We start from the raw sequence: 18,409 nt of genomic DNA, 5'->3' as shown, positions 1-18,409 counted from the left end.
CACCTCGCCCCTTTCCCCGCCCGCCACGCAGGGCCACTGTCCTGGAAAGCAGGGGAGGGACGGGTTTGAGCGGCGTCGAGCAACCGGGCCGGCCGGCGTTCCAGCCCCCCCGCTACGCCTCCCCGCCCCCGCCGCGCGGCCCGGAGCAGCGGGCGGTGGTGATCATCGGCGCCGGTCTGGTCGGGCTGACCCTGGCGCTGGATCTGGCGCGGCGGGGCGTGGCCTCGGTGGTGCTGGATGACGACGACACCGTGTCGGTGGGCTCGCGCGCGATCTGCTTCGCCAAGCGGTCCCTGGAAATCTTCTGCCGCCTCGGCCTCGGCGAGGCGATGCTGGCCAAGGGCGTGACCTGGCAGCACGGCCGCGTCTTCTTCCAGGACCGCGAGGCCTATCGCTTCGACCTGCTGCCCGAGGCGGGGCATGAATGCCCGGCCTTCATCAACCTCCAGCAATACTACGCCGAGGCCTGGCTGGTTGAGGCCTGCGCCGCCACCGGCCTGGTCGAGTTGCGCTGGAAGCACCGCCTGGCCGAGATGTCCCCCCGCCCCGATGGCGCGACCCTGACGGTGGAGACCCCCGCCGGCGGCTATGTGCTGGAGGCGGATTGGCTGCTCGCCTGCGATGGCGCCCGCTCCCGCGTGCGGGAGGCGCTGGCGCTGCCCTTCACCGGCCGGGCGTTCCGCGACCGCTTCCTGATCGCCGATGTGGTGATGCAGGCGGAGTTCCCGACCGAGCGCTGGTTCTGGTTCGACCCGCCCTTCCACCCCGGCCAGTCGGTGCTGCTGCACAAGCAGCCGGACGACCTCTGGCGGATCGACTTCCAACTCGGCTGGGAGGCGGACCCGGAGGCGGAGCGCGACCCCGATCGCGTCACCGCCCGGGTGCGAAGCATGCTGGGGCCGGGGGTGCCGTTCCGGCTGGAATGGGTCAGCGTCTACAGCTTCCGCTGCCGGCGGCTGGAGCGGTTCGTCCATGGCCGCACCGTGTTCCTGGGCGATTCGGCGCATCAGGTCAGCCCCTTCGGGGCGCGCGGCGGCAATGGCGGCATCCAGGATGCGGACAACCTCGGCTGGAAGCTGGCGGCGGTGCTGCGCGGCGAGGCCGGCGAGGCGCTGATCGCGAGCTATGATGCCGAACGCGTCCCGGCGGCGGCGGAGAACATCCTGCATTCCACCCGCAGCACCGATTTCATCAGCCCCAAGACCCCGGCGGCCCAGGCCTATCGCGACGCCGTGCTGGATCTGGCCGAGCATCACGCCTTCGCCCGGCCGCTGGTGAATTCCGGGCGGCTGTCCCGCCCGGCGGTGCTGGCGGGCAGCCCGCTGAACACCCCCGACGGCTTCGACCACGGCGCCGGCCCCGGCACCCCCGCCCCCGATGCCCCGGTGGCGCAGGAGGGCGTGCCAGGCTGGCTGCTGCGGCATCTGGGGGCCGGCTTCTGCCTGCTGGTCTTCGCCGCCCCCCGGCCGCTGGACCTGCCCCCCCGCGTCACGCCGCTGTTCATCACCCCGGAGCCGATGCGCGGGGCGCTGCACGACCATTCCGGGCTGGCCGCGGCCCGATTCGGGGCGCCGGCGGTGCTGCTGCGGCCGGACCAGCATGTGGTGGCCCGATTCCTGACCCTGGATGCCGCGGGGATCGCCGCCGCCCATGACCGCGCGATGGGGAGGGGATGATGCCCAGGCTCAACACCACGCCACGGCTGGCCGATCCGGACGGGCTGCTGGAGGCGCTTCTGGCCGCGCATCAGGGGTTGGACGAGGCGGCCTCCCGCCGGTTGGACGCGCGGCTGGTGCTGATCCTGGCCAACCACATCGGCGATGCCGAGGTGCTGCGCGCCGCCATCGCTTTGGCCGCGAAACCCGGCCCTGAATCGGGCCTGTAAGATTGGTGACGCATATATGCGCCGGAAGCGCTTGCCGAGCCGGGCGTGGCACAGTAGGTGACGTCCCGAGTGTGGGCGCGTAGCTCAGCGGGAGAGCGTCCCCCTGACACGGGGAAGGTCACAGGTTCAATCCCTGTCGCGCCCACCACCTCCTCTGCATCCGATTTGTGCGATCTGTGCCGTTCTTCGGCAATGCAGCATGTGGCGCGCCATCGTGGCCGGCCGCCGCGCCCAACCCGCAGTTGCAGCCCTCGCCGCCCGCCCGGTAGCCTCACGGAACTGGTAAGGTGGAGGGTCACTGTGTGAGGGATGTGGAACTCGTCGCCGTCACCAAACGCTACGGCTCGGCCCTGGCGGTGGATGGCATCGACCTCGCCATCCCCGAAGGCTCCTATACCTGCCTGCTCGGCCCCTCCGGCTGCGGCAAGACCAGCACGCTGCGGATGATCGCGGGGCATGAGATGGTCAGCGAGGGCGAGATCCTGCTCGCCGGCCGCAATGTGACCACCCTGCCGCCCGCCCAGCGCGGCACCGCCATGATGTTCCAGAGCTATGCGCTGTTCCCCCACCTCTCGGCGCGGGACAATGTCGCCTTCGGCCTGCGGATGCGCGGCGTCGCCAAGGCCGAGCGGCTGCGGCGGGCGGATGAATTCCTCGACCTCGTGCATCTCGGCCCGCTGGCGGACCGGCTGCCGGCGCAGCTGTCCGGCGGGCAGCAGCAGCGCGTGGCGCTGGCCCGCGCCCTGATCACCGAACCCCGCGTGCTGCTGCTGGACGAGCCGCTGTCCGCACTCGACCCCTTCCTGCGCGCCAAGATGCGGGAGGAGCTGAAGCGCTTGCAGCGCGAGCTTGGCATCAGCTTCATCCACGTCACCCATAGCCAGGAGGAGGCGATGGCGCTGGCCGACCTCGCGGTGGTGATGGACCATGGCCGCATCGTGCAGGCCGCCCCGCCGCGGCAGATCTTCGAGCGCCCGGCCTCGGCCTTCGTCGCCCGCTTCATCGGCGGCCACAATGTGCTGGCGCGGGGCGCGCAGGCGATCTCCATCCGCACCGACCGCTGCCGCCTGGATGATGGGGCGGAAGGGCCGCGCCACCACGGGCATGTGCGGGCGGTCGAGTATCTGGGCGCCGCGATGCGGATCGTCGTCGTCGCCGAGGATGGCACCGAGGCCGAGGCGATGCTGCCCGACAGCACCCCGCCGATCGCCCTCGGCGAGGCCGCGACCCTGACCTGGAATGCCGCCGACGAGCACGCCCTGGCCGCGTGACCGGCGATTTGGAGGAGAGAGACAGCATGACGGACATGACCAGGAACGCTGGCAAAAAAGCCGGCCCCACGCGTCGCGGCGCGCTCGCCCTCGCGGGGGCGGCGATCGGCTCGGGGGCCATCACCGGCTTCCCGACGATCTGGGCGCAGAACATCCGCAACATCACGCTGCGCCAGGCCGGCACCGGCGTCTCGGGGCTGAACGCCATCGCCGAGCAGTGCAAGAAGGACACCGGCATCACCCTGCAGCTGACGGTGATGGACACGGATGCGCTGGCCCAGCGCGCGGCCACTCAGGCGCGCAGCTTCGACATCGCCGACATCGAATACATGACCATCAAGAAGGTCTATCCGGTCGGCAACATGCAGGCGATCGACCGCAAGCGCATCACCAATGCCGACAAGATCGTGCCGATCTTCACGACGGGCCGGCTGACGCCGACGAGCAACATCGCCCAGGGCACCGCGCCGCATACCGTGGGCTTCGTCGCCAACAAGACCGCCACCGCCTTCCAGCCGCAGCAGACGGATTGGATGACGCTGATCCCGACGATCTACAATGCCGACACCCTCGGCATCCGCCCGGATCTGATCAGCCGCCCGATCCGCAACTGGAAGGACCTTGTTGACCCGGCCTTCAAGGGCAAGGCCTCGATCCTCAACATCCCCGGCATCGGCATCATGGATGCGGCGATGGTGATGGAGAGCCTTGGCCAGCTCCGCTACGCCGACAAGGGCAACATGACGCGGGCGGAGATCGACCGCACCACCGCCTTCCTGATGGAACAGAAGCGCGCCGGCCAGTTCCGCGCCTTCTGGAAGACCTTCGATGAGAGCGTGAACCTCATGGCCTCGGGCGAGGTCATCATCCAGTCGATGTGGTCCCCCGCGGTCGCCGCCGTGCGCTCGCGCGGCATCGCCTGCACCTACCAGCCGCTGGAGGAAGGCTACCGCGCCTGGGGCGGCGGTCTCGGCATCGCCAAGCATGTCTCGGGGCTGGAGCTGGATGCGGCCTATGAATACCTGAACTGGTATCTCTCGGGCTGGACCGGCGCCTATCTGAACCGGCAGGGCTACTACTCCGCCGTGCTGGACACGGCGAAGAACTTCATGAGCCCGGCCGAATGGGATTTCTGGATGGAAGGCAAACCCGCCGCCGTGGACATCCTCGCCCCCGATGGCAAGCTGATGGAGAAGGCCGGCACGGTGCGCGACGGCGGCTCCTTCACCGAACGCATGGGCGCGGTCGCCTGCTGGAATTCGGTGATGAGCGAGGACCGCTACATGGTCCAGAAGTGGAACGAGTTCATCGCGTCCTGAGGCGATACCGATGCGTGGCGCCGTCACCTCCTGGCTTCTGGCGGCGCCGCTGGCCCTGGTGCTCGCGGTTTTCCTGGTCGTGCCGCTGTTCGTGCTCGTCGTGGTCAGCTTCTACGACTACGACAGCGTGCGGCTGATCCCGGACTTCGTGTTCACCAACTACATCGAGGTCTTCGGCTCGATGGTCACCTGGCGCACCTATGCCAAGACCTTCTCCTTCGCGGCGACGGTCTGGGTGATCACCCTGCTGATCGGTTTCTGGATCGCCTACTACCTCGCCTTCGTCATCGAGGGCACGGGCAAGCGGACCTTGCTGTTCCTGATTTGCACGATTCCCTTCTGGACCTCGAACCTGATCCGCATGATCGCCTGGGTGCCCTTCCTCGGGCGCAACGGGCTGCTGAACCGGGCGCTGGTGGGCTCCGGTGCGATCGACCAGCCGCTGGAATTCCTGCTGTTCTCCGATTTCGCGGTGATCCTGGCCTTCGTCCATCTCTACACGCTGTTCATGGTGGTGCCGATCTTCAACACCATGATGCGGATCGACCGCCGCCTGATCGAGGCCGCGGTGGATGCCGGCGCCGGCTTCTGGCGCGTGCTGTGGCATGTGATCCTGCCGCTGTGCAAACCCGGGATCGCGATCGGCAGCATCTTCGTCATCGTGCTGGTGATGGGCGATTTCGCGACCGTGCGGCTGATGAGCGGCGGGCAGAGCGCCTCGGTCGGGCTGATGATCAGCAACCAGATCTCGCTGCTGCAATACCCCGCCGCCGCGGCCAATGCGGTGGTGCTGCTCGCCGTGGTGCTGATGATGGTGGCCGCGATCCTGCGCGTCGTCGACATCCGCAAGGAGCTTTGAGCCATGCCCGGACGCCTCGGGCGGATGCTGCTGACGGTGCTCTTCGTCGCGTTCGTGCTCTTCCTCTATGGTCCGACCCTGACGATCATCGTGCTCTCCTTCCAGGGGGAGAATGGCGGGCTGACCTTCCCGATGAACGGCGTGTCGGTGCATTGGTTCGGCCGGCTGTTCGAGCAGCAGGCGGTCGGCGATTTCGGCGCCTCGATCTCTCGCTCGCTGCTGCTCGCTGCGATGGTGACGGCGACGACGGTGGTGGTCTCGCTCGCCGCCGGCATGGCCTTCCGGCGGCGGTTTCCGGGCTCGGCCTGGCTGTTCTATCTGACCATCGCGAGTCTGATCCTGCCCTCGCTGCTCGTGGGGCTCGGCATCGGGCTTGCCTTCAACCGGGCGGAGATCGACACCAACTGGTGGAGCTCCGCCTTCGGCGCGCAGCTCACCTGGACCCTGCCCTTCGGGCTGCTGATCATGCTCGCGGTGTTCAACCGCTTCGATCGCGCCTGGGAAGAGGCGGCGCGCGATCTTGGCGCCTCGCCCTGGAAAAGCTTCTGGCATGTGGTGCTGCCGATCGTGGCGCCGAGCGTGATCGGCATCGCGCTGTTCGGCTTCACCCTCTCCTTCGATGAATTCGCGCGGACCTTGCTGACGGCGGGGGTGGACAACACGCTGCCGCTGGAAATCCTCGGCATGACGACGACGGTGACGACGCCGGTGCTTTACGCACTCGGCACCGCCAGCACGGCGCTGTCCTTCGCGGTGATCGGCGTGGCGCTGCTCGCGCTATGGCGCGCCAAGGCCCGGCGGGAGGCGCGCTGAGGCGCCGTCAGGCATCCTCCCGCACATGGCTGCGGCATTCCATCAGCGGCTGGATATGCTCCGCGAAGGCATCCAGCCCGAGCAGGAAATCATCGAAGGTGAGCATGATCCCCTTCACCCCCGGCATCGCCGCGACCTCATCCAGCATGCGCGCGACATTGGCGTAGGAGCCGACCAGCGTGCCCATGTTGAAGTTGATCGGTGACGGCGAGCGTTGGATCGCCGCAGCCATGGAGGTGGATTCCGTCGCCGTATCCTCCGCCGCCTTGCCCAGCAGATGCGCCAGCGCCTCCTTGTCCGCGCCCTGGTTGTAGAGGTCCCATTTGGCGAAGGCCGCCGCATCCGTCGCATCGGCGATGATCATGTAGAGCATGTAGGAGCCGACATCGCGCCCGGTCTTCTTCGCCGCTTCCAGCATGCGGGCGGGGACGCTGGCGGCCTTGGTCGGCTCGTTCACGCCCTCACCCAGCGCGAAGTTGAAGTCGCAGTATTTGGCGGCGAACTCCATCCCGCGATCGCTTTGCCCGGCCGAGACGAGCGGGATGCGATCCGGGCGCGGGCTCAACTTGCAGGCATCCATCTGGAAGTAGTCGCCCTTGAAGTCGCTGTGCCCGGTCTCCCACAGATCCTTCAGCACCGTGACGTATTCGGTGCTGTAGTCGTAGCGCTTGGCGAAATGCTCATCCCCGGGCCAGAGCCCCATCTGGCTGTATTCGACCTTGTGCCAGCCGGAGACGATGTTCACGCCGAAGCGCCCGCCCGAGACATCGTCGATGGTCGCCGCCATGCGCGCGACGATGGCCGGCGGGATGGTGAGCACAGCGGTCGAGGCATAGAGCCGGATCCGCTTGGTCACCGAGGCGAGGGCCGCCATCAGGGTGAAGCTTTCCAGCCCATGGTCCCAGAATTCGGTGGGGCCGCCGAAGCCATGCAGCTTGATCATGGAAAGCGCGAATTCGAAGCCATAGGCCTCGGCTTTTTGCACCACCTGCCGGTTCAGCTCGAAGCTCGGCATGTACTGCGGCGAGGTGGCGGAAATGAGCCAGCCGTTGTTGTTGATGGGAATGAAGACGCCGATGTCCATGGGCTGGTTCCTGCTGCCGGTCTTCGGAGGGGCAGCAATCCGCGTGCCAGCGCCGGGCCAGCGCCCCTCGCGCAGACGAGTGCGGTGCCCGGCGGCGCGCGACCTGCCCCAGGCCGAGATCCATCTGCTGGAGACACCGGGCATTTCGCGCTGGAAACCCATGCGGCGGAGATCGGCGCCCTCGCGCTCGATTTTCTTGCCCGCCACGGCTGAGCCCCGGGAATAAAACGCCCCCCGCCACGATCAAGCCCATGACGGCGCGTCGCAGACCATCCCGGCCTGCGGCGCGCCTGACCGGAACGGAGTGGATCATGGAACCCCAGGATACTTCGCAGGACGGCCCGACGCGCCGCTTCCTTTTGGAATGCATGACATGGGCCGGCACCGGCGTGCTGTGGTCGGTCGCGGCCGGACTGCCGCAGGCGGCGATGCTCGGCAGCGCCGAGGCGGCCGAGGCCGCGTTCAGCTTCGTGCAGATCAGCGACAGCCACATCGGCTTCGACAAGGTTGCCAACCCCGACCCGCTGGCGACGCTGCATGAGGCGGTGGAGCAGATCAAGGCGCTGGCCCAAAAACCGGCCTTCGTGCTGCACACCGGCGACATCACGCATCTCTCGCGCCCCGCCGAATTCGACGCCGCGCAGCAGATGATCGCGGAGATCGGCCTGCCGGTGTTCTACGTCCCCGGCGAACACGACGTGCTGGATGAGGGCCGTGGCCGCGCCTACCTCGACCGCTACGGCGCCGGCAGCCGTGGCGCCGGCTGGCACAGCTTCGAGCAGCATGGCGTGCGCTACATCGGGCTCGTGAACGTGCTCGACCTCAAGGCCGGCGGGCTCGGCAACCTCGGCAACGAGCAGTTGGAGTGGCTGGAGAATACCGTCGCCGGGCTGTCCTCCAGCACGCCGATCGTCGTCTTCGCGCATATCCCGCTCTGGAGCGTCTATCCCGAATGGGGCTGGGGCACCGAGGATGGCGCGCGGGCGCTCACCTACCTGCGGCGCTTCGGTTCGGTGACGGTGCTGAACGGGCACATCCACCAGATCATGCAGAAGGTGGAAGGCAATGTCGCCTTCCACACCGCGCGCTCCACCGCCTTCCCGCAGCCGGTGCCGGGCACCGCGCCCTCCCCCGGCCCGGTGCGGGTGGCGCCCGGCGAATTGCGCAAACTGCTCGGCACGACCAGCGTCAGCTTCGTGCCCGGGCGGCAGCCGCTCGCCATCGTCGATACGCCGCTGGCCGGCTGATCCCGATGCGCTCCCCCCTCTCCCGCCGCACGGTCGCGTGCCTGGCGCTACCCCTCGCCCTTGTCCCCTTCGTGGCGCGCGCCGCCGCACCGGTTGCCATCAGCATCGATAACTTCGCCTTCACGCCACAGGTGCTGACGGTGCCGCTCGGCACCATCGTCACCTGGAAGAATGGCGATGACATTCCGCACACCATCGTGGACACCGGCGGCGCCTTCCGCTCGCCGGTGCTCGACACCGACGACGCCTTCAGCTTCACCTTCGCCACGGTCGGCGAATACGGCTACTTCTGCGGGCTGCATCCGCATATGACCGGCCGCATCATCGTCACGCGCGGCTGAAGGGGACACCGCATGCTCGCCAGCCTGCCCGTTCCCATCTTCGGCGCGTTCTGGTCCTGGCTGGCGGGCCGGCCCTCCGCCCTGGTGCTGCACCATGCGGCACCACGGGCGGCACCACGGGCGGCACGGCCGGCGGTGAGCCCGGCCGAGGCCGCCCGCTTCCGCACCGTGATGCTGCCGCATCTCGATGCCGCCTACAGCTTCGCGCGCTTCCTCTGCCGCGACCCGGTGCTGGCCGAGGATCTGGTGCAGGACGCCTTCCTGCGCGCCTTCCGCGGCTTCGCCACCTATCGCGGCGGGGATGCGCGCGCCTGGATTCTCGCCATCGTGCGCAACGGCTTCCGCGCCTGGCTCGGCGAGCGGGGGCGGGAGCCGAGCGCCCTGGGCCAGGCCCTCGACGACGAGACGACCGAGGCAGGCTGGCCCATACAGGCCGACACGCCCGAGACCTGGCTGCTGCGCAACAACGACGCCGAGCACATCCGCGGCCTCGTCGCCGCCTTGCCCGAGAGTTTCCGCGAGGTGCTGGTGCTGCGCGAGTTCGAGGGCCTCTCCTACAAGGACATCGCCGAGATCACCGCGACGCCGATCGGCACGGTGATGTCGCGGCTGTCGCGGGCGCGGGCGCTCTTCGCCGCGGCCTGGCACGGCCACCGCCGCGCCGAAGAGGGTGGTGCGCCATGAGCCCGGCCCCGCACACCCCCGGCTGGGCCCGGATGCTGCACGGCTTCGTCGATGGCGAGCTTGATGCCGCGCATGTGCTGGAATGCGAGGCCCATCTCGCCATTTGCCCCGAGTGTGCCGACAGCGTCGCGCATCTGCGCGCGATGCGCGCCATGCTGCAGGCCGCCGAGCCCGGCTTCACGGCGCCCCTGGCCCTGCGCGCCCGCGTGCTGGCCGATCTCGCGCAGGACCGGCGGCGCCCCTTGCCGGGGTTGCTGCGCCGGCTGTGGAACTGGAGCCCGGTGCCCCTGGCCGCCGGGCTCGCCGCCTGTCTGATGCTGCTGCTGGCGCAGCCGCGTGGGCCGGATCTGGCCGATGAACTGGTCGCGGGGCATGTACGCTCGCTGCTGGCGCGGCACCTCACGGATATCGAGACCTCGGCCGCGCATACGGTCAAACCCTGGTTCATCGGGCGGATCGATTTCGCGCCGCCGGTCGTCGATCTGGCGGCCCGCGGCTTCCCGCTTGTCGGCGGCAGGCTCGACTACATCGGCGGGCGGGCGGTGGCGGTGCTGGTCTATGGGCGGCGGGAGCACGTCATCAACCTGTTCGTCTGGCCGGAGCTGCATGGCCAGGAGGGCGCGGCGGCGCGGGAGGGCTACAGCCTCACCCAATGGACCCAGGCGGGGCTGGCGTTCTGGGCCGTGTCCGACCTGAACGCGGTCGAGCTGCGCGAATTCCGGGAGGAGTTCAGCGCGGCGACCCCGCGCTGAGCATGTTCAAGCCCGGCGACGACTGGAGCGAAGGAAAGCCGCGCCGGCCCGCTTCAGCTCCGGCCGGCCGCGGCCTCCGTCGCCAGGGCGCTGAGCAGCGCATCCATATCGGCGCCGGCGGGCGTCGGGCCCGGCGCCCCACTCGCCGCCCGCGCGACGCGCAGATTGGCCGCGACGCGGGCCGGCGCGCCTGGGCGGCGGGACAGCGGCTCCAGGATCGCCAGGGCCTCCGCCGCCCGCCCGGCCAGCAGCAGCGACATGGCGAGGTTGTTGGCCGCGGGGATGTTCTCCGGGCTCGCGGCCAGCGCCTGGCGGTAGCTGGCCTCGGCCTCGGCATGGCGGCCGAGCAGGTCCAGCGCGACACCCTGCCCGTCCAGCGCGCCCACGTCGCGCGGGGAGGCGGCGAGCAATTGGCCGAACACCACCAGCGCCTGCGGCGCCGCCCCGGTCCGCAGCCGCAGGCGGCCCAGTTGCAGTTGCAGCACGGGATCGCCGGGCCGGCGTTCCAGCGCGCGGTTCAGCACCTGCTCGGCCTGGGCGACATTGCCGCTGCGGGCGAGTGCCGCGGCGAAGCGGGACTGCGCCTCGGCCTGCCCCGGCTCGGCCGCCGCGGCGGCGGCATACATGGAGAGCGCGATATCGGTCTGGCCCGAGGCCTCGGCCGCCTGCGCCACCCGCATGCGCGAGCCGGCATCATAGGTCGCCGCGCGCTCTCCCCCGAGCGATCCGCAGGAGGCCAGCATCGTCGCGGCGAAGACCGCGGTTGTGGCGCGTAGGAACATGCGGGTCATTGCGGGTTTCCGAAGGAGCTGCCGAGTTCGAGGATGGAAGGGCCGATCAGCGCGATGAACAGCGCCGGCAGGATGAACAGGATCAGCGGGCCGATCAGCAGCGCCGGCAGGCGGATCGCCTTCTCCTCGATCCGCAGCATGCGTTCCTGGCGCATGTCCGCCGCCAGCACGCGCATCGCCTGCGCCAGCGGCGTGCCGTAGCGCAGGGTCTGCGACAGGGTCGAGGCGAGGCGCTTGAAGCCCTGGATCTCGTTGCGCTCGCCCATGCGTTCCAGCGCCATGCGGCGGTCGGGCAGGATGCGAAGCTCCTGCACCAGAAGGTTCAGCTCCATCGCGATGGCGCGGTTGGAGGCTTCCATCTCCCGCGCCACCCGGTCCACCGCCGTCTCCAGCGCCAAGCCGGCCTCGGCCGCCACGACCATCAGATCGAGGGCATCGGGCAGGCCCTGGCGCAGCTTGTTCTGGAACGGGCCGCGCAGCCGGGCGACGATCCAGCTCGGCCCCATCACCGCCAGCACCAGCGAGCCGCCGACGGTCATCGCGGTATGGAGATCATCCTGTTCCAGGAAGATCGAAACGCCCCAGCCCGCCAGCGGCAGCGCCAGCAGCAGCACCGCCTTGAGGCCGATGAAGATCGGCACCGCGCGCCGCGGGTCAAGCCCCGCCGCGGTCATCGCACTCTGGAAGCCCGCGACCTCCTTGGGCGAGATGATCGCCTTGTCGCGCAAAATATCGCCGAGATAGAGGAAGGGCCGCAGCAGCCCGGTCGCGATGCCGCGGGTCAGATGCGCCGGCGCGCGGGCCTCGGTGGGGCGCACCACCGTGCGCAGGCGGGCGCCGAGGTCACGCTCCTCGGCCAGATGCGCGAGCAGCGCAGCGGCCAGCACCGCCAGTGCCACGGCGGCCCCGGCGGCCCCGGCGGCGAGCACCAGCACGGTCCAATGCGGGACGGCGAACATCAGTCCCGCCCCGCCTGGCGGATCAGCCAGCGTATGGTCAGCAGCCCGAGCAGCATCAGCCCCAGCCCGATCAGCCCCATGCGTTGCCCGGTCGGGTTCTGCGTGAAGGCGGCGATATAGAAGGGCTGGATGAAGGACATCGCGGCGGCGGCGATGAAGGGCAGGATGATCAGCAGCCCGGCCTGGGCCTTGGCCTCGCCCGCCAGCGCCTTGGCCCGCTTCACCATCGCCACGCGCTTGCGCACCATCTCCGACAGATTGTCGAGCGTCTCGGCCAGGCTCCCGCCGGTCTGCGACTGCAACCCCAGCGTTACCGCGAGGAAGGCGTATTCCGTGAGGCCGGTGCGTTCATGCAGCCGCACCAGCGCGGTATCGACCGAGCGGCCGATCGCCATGTCGCCGACCACGCGGGAGAATTCCTCCTTGGTGGGGGACGGCATCTCGGTGGTGATGTTGCGCACCGCATCGGCCAGCGGCAGCCCCGCGCGGATCGCGCGCACCATCAGCCCCAGCGTGTCCGGGATCTGCTGGAACACCGCATCGCAGTAGCGCGCATGCTGCCAGCCGAAGATCATGCGCGCGCATTGCACCCCGACCCCGATGCCGCAGGGCACCCCCAGGACCAGGCCAAGCAGTTGGGACAGCCACCAGATGCCGCCCGCGCCGACGCCGACGCCGATCAGCAGCACCACGGGCCAGGGGATCACCTGCTCCTGCGGAATGTCGGGATCGAAGCGGAAGAAGCGCAGCACACGCAGCGCGAAAGGGCTGCGGTTCGCCGCCCCCACCCGGATGCTGCGCTGGACCGGCGCGGCCTCGACCTGTCGCGCCAGGCTGCGCACGCGCTCCCGCATCTGGCGGGAGGAGCCGGCCCGCACCAGGAACACCGTGCCGAGCACGAGGCTCAGCAGCAGCACCGCGGCAAGGGCGAAGATCGGCGCGTGCTGCATCCTCAGGCCTCGCGCAACGCCGCCATCCAGGCTTCGCCGAGGCCGAAATAGTCCAGCCTGTCGTAGAAGCCGGGGCGGATGCCACCCGTGACCCAGCGGCCGCGGATGCGCCCGGTCGCGTCCTCGCCCTGGTACTCGAAGGTGAAGACCTCGTTCATGGTCACCACCTCGCCCTCCAGCCCGCAGACCTCGGAGACCTGGAGCACGCGGCGGCCGCCGTCGCGCATGCGCGCGACCTGGACGATGATGTCGACGGCGCTTGCGATCTGGGTGCGGATGGCGCGGCTCGGCAGGCTGCTCTGGCCCATCATCACCATGTTCTCGATGCGGATGATGGCGTCCCGCGTGGTGTTGGCATGGACGGTGCAGTAGGAGCCGTCATGGCCGGTGTTCATGGCCTGGAGCATGTCGAAGGCCTCCGCACCGCGCACCTCGCCGACGATGATGCGGTCCGGCCGCATCCGCAGCGCGTTCTTGATCAGGTCGCGCTGCGTGATCTCGCCGCGGCCTTCAAGGTTCATCGGCCGCGTTTCCAGCCGCACCACATGCGGCTGTTGCAGTTGCAGCTCGGCCGCATCCTCGATGGTGACGATGCGCTCGGTCTCGTCGATCAGCCGGCTCATGGCATTCATCATCGTGGTCTTGCCCGAGCCGGTGCCGCCCGAGATCACCACATTCAGCCGGCAGCGCGCCGCGATCTCCAGCACCCGCGCGACCGAGGGCGACATCGAGCCGCCATCGGCCATGGCGCGCAGATCGACCTTGCGCTTGGCGAATTTGCGGATGGAGATGCAGGCGCCGTCGATGGCGAGCGGCGGGAAGACGACATTGACGCGGCTGCCGTCGGCCAGGCGGCAATCGACCAGCGGGCTGCTTTCATCCACGCGGCGCCCGACCGTCGCGGCCATCTTCTGCGCGATGGCGGAAAGCTGGGCGCTGCTGCGGAAACGGACGTTGGTCTGGACGACCTTGCCGCGCACCTCGATGAAGACGCGGTTCGGGCCGTTCACCATGATGTCGCTGATGCTGTCGTCCTGCAGCAGCGGTTCCAGCGGGCCGTAGCCCAGCATGTCGTCGGCCAGCTCCTCCGCGATGCGGGCCTGTTCCCGCGCGGAAAGCTCGATGCGCTCCCGATCGGCGATCTCATGCACCAGCGCCTCAAGCTGCACGCGCAGGGTCGCCGCCGGCAGATCGGCCGCGACCACCGGGTCCACACGCTCCATCACCTGCGCGCGCAGGCGCTGGATCGGCGCCTGGGCCGCGGCGGTGTTGGTGGTGGCGGCATTGGGCGCGGCGACGGCGGTGGCGGTGACCGGCGGGACCTGCGGTGCCGCGGCCTCGGGCGCGACAAGCGGGCGGCGGCCGAAGGAACGGCTCATGCCCGCTTGCCTCCGAACAGCCGCGCGAAGAAGGACGACGGGATGCCGGAGGCCGCGACGGCGGCGATCTCCTGCATCAGCGGCTCCATCGCGCGGCGCAGCGCCGGCGTCTCGCGCACCGCGGGACGGCCGAGATTGGCCGCGCGCGGCAGGTGCCGCGGCAGGTCGGGGATCACCACATCCGGGGCCATGCCCAGCCCCTCCTCGACCAGCTTCAGCTTCAGCCCCCCCGGCAGGCCGGCGCGGTTGAGCACGATGGTGGCGCGCGAGCTGCCGCCCGTGTTCACCAGCTTGCGCAAGGCCAGCGTGTCGCGGATGCCGGCGATGTCCGGGCCCAGCACCAGCACGCAATGCCGCGCGGCGGCGAGCGCGATCATCCCCGCCGGGGTCGGCGGCATCGGCAGGTCGAGCACCACGAAGTTGAAGCGATGGCGCAGCATCTCCAGCACCCGCTGCACACCGACCTCGGAGGGTTTCGGCATGCTGTCCATCGGCTCATCGGCCGCGATCAGCCGCAGCCGGTCGTCGATCGGGATGCCGACGCGGTCGAGGAACAGCGCATCGACGCGATCGGGTTCCTCCAGCGCGACGCGCAGCCCGGTGCCCGGCCGCACCCCCAGCATCAACCCCGCGGTGCCGCCGCGCAGATGCAGGTCCAGAAGCGCCACATGGCCACGGCTCGATTCGGAAAGCTGCACCGCGAGGTTCACCGCGATGGTCGTGGCGCCGCAGCCGCCGCGCGCGCCGCAGACGGCGACGACATGGCTGCCGCGGCTGAGCGCCTCGGCCGCGGCAGCGGCGGCCTCACCCGCGAGCTGCGGGCCGAACAGCCGCGCCACCATGTCGCGGGTGAGCGGCTTGTGCAGGTATTCGGCAACCCCGAGGTCGCGCGTCAGCCGGCGGTAGAAGCCGATATCGGCCTGGTCGCCGATCGCCAGCACCCGCACATCGGGGGTGCAGACCGCGGCCAAAGCCTCCAGCGCCTGCAAGGGATCGGCGATGCCGGAGATATCGACCAGCAGCACCCCCGGGGTCGGCTCGCGTTCCAGCACCCGTGCGGCGACACGGGCATCACCGCGGCGGATCTGGACATCGCCCAGGAGCTTGGGCAGGCCGCCGCGCAGGGCCGTCTCGCTGGCCTCATCGGCGACGAAGGCGAGGAAGCCCGGCCGGTCACCCAGCGGCAGGCCGGGCGTGGCCCCACGGGGGGCATCGGGCGCCTCGCGCAGCAGCCAAGGCTCAGCGCCCACCGCCACCTCCCGCGGTCGGCGCCGCGCCGATGGCGGAGGCACGGCTGTCGGGCAGCGGCGGCCGGCGCCCCTCGCCAAGCTGGGTGACGGCGCGGATGCCCGGATCGGCGCGATCGGTCGCGGCACCGACGCCGCGCTCGGCATGGCTCGGCTCGGCCAGCATCAGCGCCAGATTGGCATCATTCACCCCGGTCGCGTGCCAGGTGCCGGGGCGTTCGTAATCCTGCCCGCCGGCGCAGCCGGCCAGAAGGAGAAGCAGCAGGGGGGCACGGGACGACATGGCGATCATTCCACGATAAAGCCCGCGTCCAGGCCGGACCGCAGCGGCGGCGCGGCGGCCCCCCGCGCGGTCTGGCGCCGGTACAGCACGCGGTCGAGGTCGGTGGCCGGCTGGAAGCCGTCGGTCGGCGCCCCCAGGGCGCGCGGATTCGACACCGGCCGCACCAGATAGGGCGTGATGATGATGACCAGCTCCGACTCATTGCGGCGGAACCGGTCGGAGCGGAACAGCGCGCCCAGCACCGGGATGTCGCCGAGGCCGGTGACGCCGTTGTTGACGAGCGTGTTGCTGCGCTGGAGCAGCCCCGCGATGGCGAAGCTCTGGCCGCTGCCGAGTTCCACCGTCGTCTCCGCGCGGCGCACGCTCAAGGCCGGGATCGTGACCACGCCGGTCGAGAGCGGCAGGCTGATGGCACCGTTTTCCGACAGCTCGCTGACCTCCGGCCGCACCCGCAGGTTCAGCCGGTTGGGGCCGAGCACGGTCGGCACGAAGGCGAGGCTGACGCCGAACTGCTTGTATTCGATGGTGATGCTGTTGCTGATCGAGCTTGCCGCCACCGGCACCGGGAATTCGCCGCCCGCGAGGAAGCTCGCGACCTCGCCCGATTGGGCGGTCAGGTTCGGCTCGGCGAGGATGGTGATGAGCTGGTCCGAGGCCAGCGCATCGACCACCGCGTTGATGTCGAAGCGCGAGGAGCTGTAGCCGACGCCATAGCGCCCGATCTGCGACTCGGTGGCGGAGACCGCGCCGGTCAGCGCGGCCCCCGCGGCGCCGGCGAGGCCGGAGCGCAGGCCGATCAGCAGCCCCGCGCCATTGTTGGCGACGGCCTGCCAGTTGAAGCCCAGCTCCCGGCTGACCTGGCGCGAGATCTCGGCGACGCGGACCCGCAGGTTGACCTGGATGGAGGAGAGCAAGGTGAGGGTGTTCACCACCTCGCGCCCCTCGCCGCCATAGGTGCGGGCGATGGCCTCGGCCCGCTGGGCGCTGGCCGCATCCGGCACCTCGCCGCTCAGGACCAGGGCGCTGCGCCCCGCCGTCGCGACCAGCAGGCCTTCGGAACCGGGGACGAGGCGGCGGATCATGCTTTGTATGGCGCCGGCATTGGGCGGCGGCGGCGCCCCGGCCTGCTCCCCGCCGGCGGCGCCGCGGACGGGCAGCACCGTGATGTCGTATTCGGCGATCGGGGAGCCATCCTCGGCGGTCGCCAGCACCGTGGTGCGGCCGGGGGCCACGGCCATCAGGAACAGGCTGGTCGGGGAGACCGGCTGCACCCGGGCGACGCGCGGATCGGCGGCCAGCACGGTGATGGCCGGCCCGGGCAGGCGCAGCAGCCGGCCGACGCCGGTTTCCAGCAGCATCGAGATCGGCGGCTGGCTGGGGCCCGCGGGCGTGGCGCCCGGCGCGGGGCCGGCGGCCGGCATCGGGACGGCCACACCGGCCGGCGGCGCGGCCGAGGGCAACAGCGGCGGGGCCACCAGCCGCCCCGGCGGCTGGCCCTGCGGCAATTGCACCGGGGTCGCGGGCATCGGGGTCGCGGGCGGCGCGTCGGGGCCGCGGCGCTGGGCCCGCGCGTCACCCGCTGCCGCCAGAAGGCAGGCACCAAGGACAAAGGCCACAAGGCCCGCCTGGACGTCGCGGGTCATCGCCAAAGCCTCATGGGCCAGTTCTCGTCATGGGCCGGCATTCGTCATCTGAAGGTTACGTCCCGCCGCTCGTCGCCCTGGATCAGCCGCATCCGCACGCCGCCTGAGATCGCCGAACCGGTGAGGGCGGGGGACACATCGCCGCCGAAGACCGAAGCGCCGGTCGAAACCAGCTCCGCCTCCAGCCGGTCGATCGCCCGGACGGTCAAAGCGATGCGGCCAAGCCGGTTGGCGACGGCGACGCGCTCGGCCTGTTCGGCATCGACCTCAAGCGTCACGGTGCGGGCGATCCGGCCCGCCGCCACATCGTCCGGGTTGGCGCCGCGGGTGAATTGCTGGTCCACCGCGATGACCCGCACATCGGTCAGCACCGTCTCGCCGATCACCCGCCGGGACAGCGGCGCGTCGGCGGCGGCGAGCTCCTGGGTCAGGATCAGATCGACCTGATCGCCGGGCCAGATCAGCCCCGCGGCCCCGGTCACGACATCGACCCCGACCGAGATGGCCCGCATCCCCGGCCGCAAGACCGCGGCGAGGAAGCCATGTTCGCGCGCCCGCAGCACATCGGCGCGGCGCAGGGGGGTATTGGGGTCGAGGTACCTGCGCAGCAGCGCGCCGCGCAATTCTATCCGGCTGTCGTCGCCCGGGGCGACATAGCCCTCCGGCGCATCGGCGGTGGCGACCTGTCTGGTGGCGAAATCCTCGTCCTTCAGCAGCGTTCCAGCCAGAAGCGGGCGCGCGGCGACGACGAGCGCCACCATCGCGGGCGGCGCGGGGGGCGCGACCGTCACGGAGGCGGTGAGCGGCGCCGGGGCCGGGGAGAGCAACTGGTACCCGAGCACACCCAGGCCGAGCGCGCTGAGCACGAGCGAGAGTATCAGGAGGAGGCGGAGGAACACGGT

Annotated in this window: 19 protein-coding genes and 1 tRNA gene; 11 read left to right on the top strand and 9 right to left on the bottom strand. The window is 70.4% G+C overall.

All coding sequences use genetic code 11. The features are described from left to right. Window positions 1–65: 65 nt before the first annotated feature. From C8P66_RS06270 to C8P66_RS06240, 7 genes are all read left to right on the top strand, one after another. The gene (locus tag C8P66_RS06270; RefSeq protein ID WP_211314044.1) at window positions 66–1,676 is read left to right on the top strand and encodes an FAD-dependent oxidoreductase; all 1,611 of its coding nucleotides are present in this window, start codon (window positions 66–68) and stop codon (window positions 1,674–1,676) included. Continuing rightward, a complete protein-coding gene (locus C8P66_RS06265; RefSeq protein ID WP_111397350.1) occupies window positions 1,676–1,885 on the top strand; it encodes a DUF2783 domain-containing protein in 210 nt (69 codons plus the stop codon). Before C8P66_RS06270 ends, C8P66_RS06265 begins: the two co-directional genes overlap by 1 nt. 73 nt (window positions 1,886–1,958) lie before the next feature. Then, a tRNA-Val gene (locus C8P66_RS06260) sits at window positions 1,959–2,033 on the top strand. Between the two features lie 154 nt (window positions 2,034–2,187). Further along, window positions 2,188–3,156, top strand: a complete 969-nt coding sequence (locus C8P66_RS06255; protein WP_111397290.1) for an ABC transporter ATP-binding protein — start codon at window positions 2,188–2,190, stop codon at window positions 3,154–3,156. 26 nt (window positions 3,157–3,182) lie between these two features. Continuing rightward, window positions 3,183–4,475 (top strand): ABC transporter substrate-binding protein, encoded by a 1,293-nt coding sequence (locus tag C8P66_RS06250; RefSeq protein ID WP_111397289.1) that lies wholly within the window; start codon window positions 3,183–3,185, stop codon window positions 4,473–4,475. Window positions 4,476–4,485: 10 nt separating this feature from the next. Further along, window positions 4,486–5,334: an ABC transporter permease gene (locus tag C8P66_RS06245; RefSeq protein ID WP_111397288.1), complete on the top strand. Its 849-nt coding sequence runs from the start codon at window positions 4,486–4,488 to the stop codon at window positions 5,332–5,334. 3 nt (window positions 5,335–5,337) lie between these two features. Next, window positions 5,338–6,147, top strand: a complete 810-nt coding sequence (locus tag C8P66_RS06240) for an ABC transporter permease (protein ID WP_111397287.1) — start codon at window positions 5,338–5,340, stop codon at window positions 6,145–6,147. 7 nt (window positions 6,148–6,154) lie between these two features. On the opposite strand, the gene rutA is transcribed toward C8P66_RS06240, so the two are convergent. Then, the gene (rutA, locus tag C8P66_RS06235) at window positions 6,155–7,231 is read right to left on the bottom strand and encodes a pyrimidine utilization protein A (RefSeq protein WP_111397286.1); all 1,077 of its coding nucleotides are present in this window, start codon (window positions 7,229–7,231) and stop codon (window positions 6,155–6,157) included. Window positions 7,232–7,599: 368 nt separating this feature from the next. On the opposite strand from rutA, the gene C8P66_RS06225 reads away from it, so the two are divergent. The 4 genes from C8P66_RS06225 to C8P66_RS06210 are packed head-to-tail and all read left to right on the top strand — an operon-like array spanning window position 7,600 to window position 10,255. Then, window positions 7,600–8,478, top strand: coding sequence for a metallophosphoesterase family protein (locus C8P66_RS06225; RefSeq protein WP_211314042.1), 879 nt, complete (start codon window positions 7,600–7,602; stop codon window positions 8,476–8,478). A 5-nt stretch (window positions 8,479–8,483) separates the two neighbouring features. Continuing rightward, a complete protein-coding gene (locus C8P66_RS06220; RefSeq protein WP_111397284.1) occupies window positions 8,484–8,819 on the top strand; it encodes a cupredoxin domain-containing protein in 336 nt (111 codons plus the stop codon). A 12-nt stretch (window positions 8,820–8,831) separates the two neighbouring features. Continuing rightward, window positions 8,832–9,503, top strand: a complete 672-nt coding sequence (locus C8P66_RS06215) for a sigma-70 family RNA polymerase sigma factor (protein ID WP_211314041.1) — start codon at window positions 8,832–8,834, stop codon at window positions 9,501–9,503. Continuing rightward, window positions 9,500–10,255, top strand: coding sequence for an anti-sigma factor family protein (locus tag C8P66_RS06210; protein ID WP_211314040.1), 756 nt, complete (start codon window positions 9,500–9,502; stop codon window positions 10,253–10,255). Before C8P66_RS06215 ends, C8P66_RS06210 begins: the two co-directional genes overlap by 4 nt. Window positions 10,256–10,308: 53 nt before the next feature. On the opposite strand, the gene C8P66_RS06205 is transcribed toward C8P66_RS06210, so the two are convergent. The 8 genes from C8P66_RS06205 to cpaB are packed head-to-tail and all read right to left on the bottom strand — an operon-like array spanning window position 10,309 to window position 18,406. Then, window positions 10,309–11,046 carry a tetratricopeptide repeat protein gene (locus tag C8P66_RS06205; protein ID WP_111397282.1) on the bottom strand — a complete coding sequence of 246 codons (738 nt, stop codon included), beginning with the start codon at window positions 11,044–11,046 and terminating at the stop codon, window positions 10,309–10,311. Beyond that, window positions 11,043–12,005 carry a type II secretion system F family protein gene (locus C8P66_RS06200; RefSeq protein ID WP_111397281.1) on the bottom strand — a complete coding sequence of 321 codons (963 nt, stop codon included), beginning with the start codon at window positions 12,003–12,005 and terminating at the stop codon, window positions 11,043–11,045. The genes C8P66_RS06205 and C8P66_RS06200 overlap by 4 nt, the downstream gene beginning before the upstream one ends. Beyond that, window positions 12,005–12,955 (bottom strand): type II secretion system F family protein, encoded by a 951-nt coding sequence (locus tag C8P66_RS06195; protein ID WP_111397280.1) that lies wholly within the window; start codon window positions 12,953–12,955, stop codon window positions 12,005–12,007. Before C8P66_RS06195 ends, C8P66_RS06200 begins: the two co-directional genes overlap by 1 nt. A 2-nt stretch (window positions 12,956–12,957) precedes the next feature. Beyond that, complete coding sequence (locus C8P66_RS06190; protein WP_111397279.1) at window positions 12,958–14,334, bottom strand: CpaF family protein; 1,377 nt, start codon at window positions 14,332–14,334, stop codon at window positions 12,958–12,960. Beyond that, window positions 14,331–15,584, bottom strand: coding sequence for an AAA family ATPase (locus C8P66_RS06185; RefSeq protein ID WP_158537118.1), 1,254 nt, complete (start codon window positions 15,582–15,584; stop codon window positions 14,331–14,333). The genes C8P66_RS06190 and C8P66_RS06185 overlap by 4 nt, the downstream gene beginning before the upstream one ends. Further along, on the bottom strand, window positions 15,574–15,864 hold the full coding sequence (locus C8P66_RS23750; protein ID WP_158537117.1) for a hypothetical protein: 291 nt from the start codon (window positions 15,862–15,864) through the stop codon (window positions 15,574–15,576). Before C8P66_RS23750 ends, C8P66_RS06185 begins: the two co-directional genes overlap by 11 nt. 5 nt (window positions 15,865–15,869) lie before the next feature. Beyond that, the gene (locus C8P66_RS06180) at window positions 15,870–17,507 is read right to left on the bottom strand and encodes a type II and III secretion system protein family protein (RefSeq protein ID WP_111397277.1); all 1,638 of its coding nucleotides are present in this window, start codon (window positions 17,505–17,507) and stop codon (window positions 15,870–15,872) included. Window positions 17,508–17,551: 44 nt separating this feature from the next. Next, a complete protein-coding gene (gene cpaB / locus C8P66_RS06175; RefSeq protein WP_111397276.1) occupies window positions 17,552–18,406 on the bottom strand; it encodes a Flp pilus assembly protein CpaB in 855 nt (284 codons plus the stop codon). Window positions 18,407–18,409 lie beyond the last annotated feature (3 nt).

This window comes from Humitalea rosea, from assembly GCF_003253705.1.
Taxonomy (GTDB): domain Bacteria; phylum Pseudomonadota; class Alphaproteobacteria; order Acetobacterales; family Acetobacteraceae; genus Humitalea; species Humitalea rosea.
The sequence above is the reverse complement of the archived record's forward strand: the minus strand, read 5'-3'. Positions and strand labels throughout refer to the sequence as shown.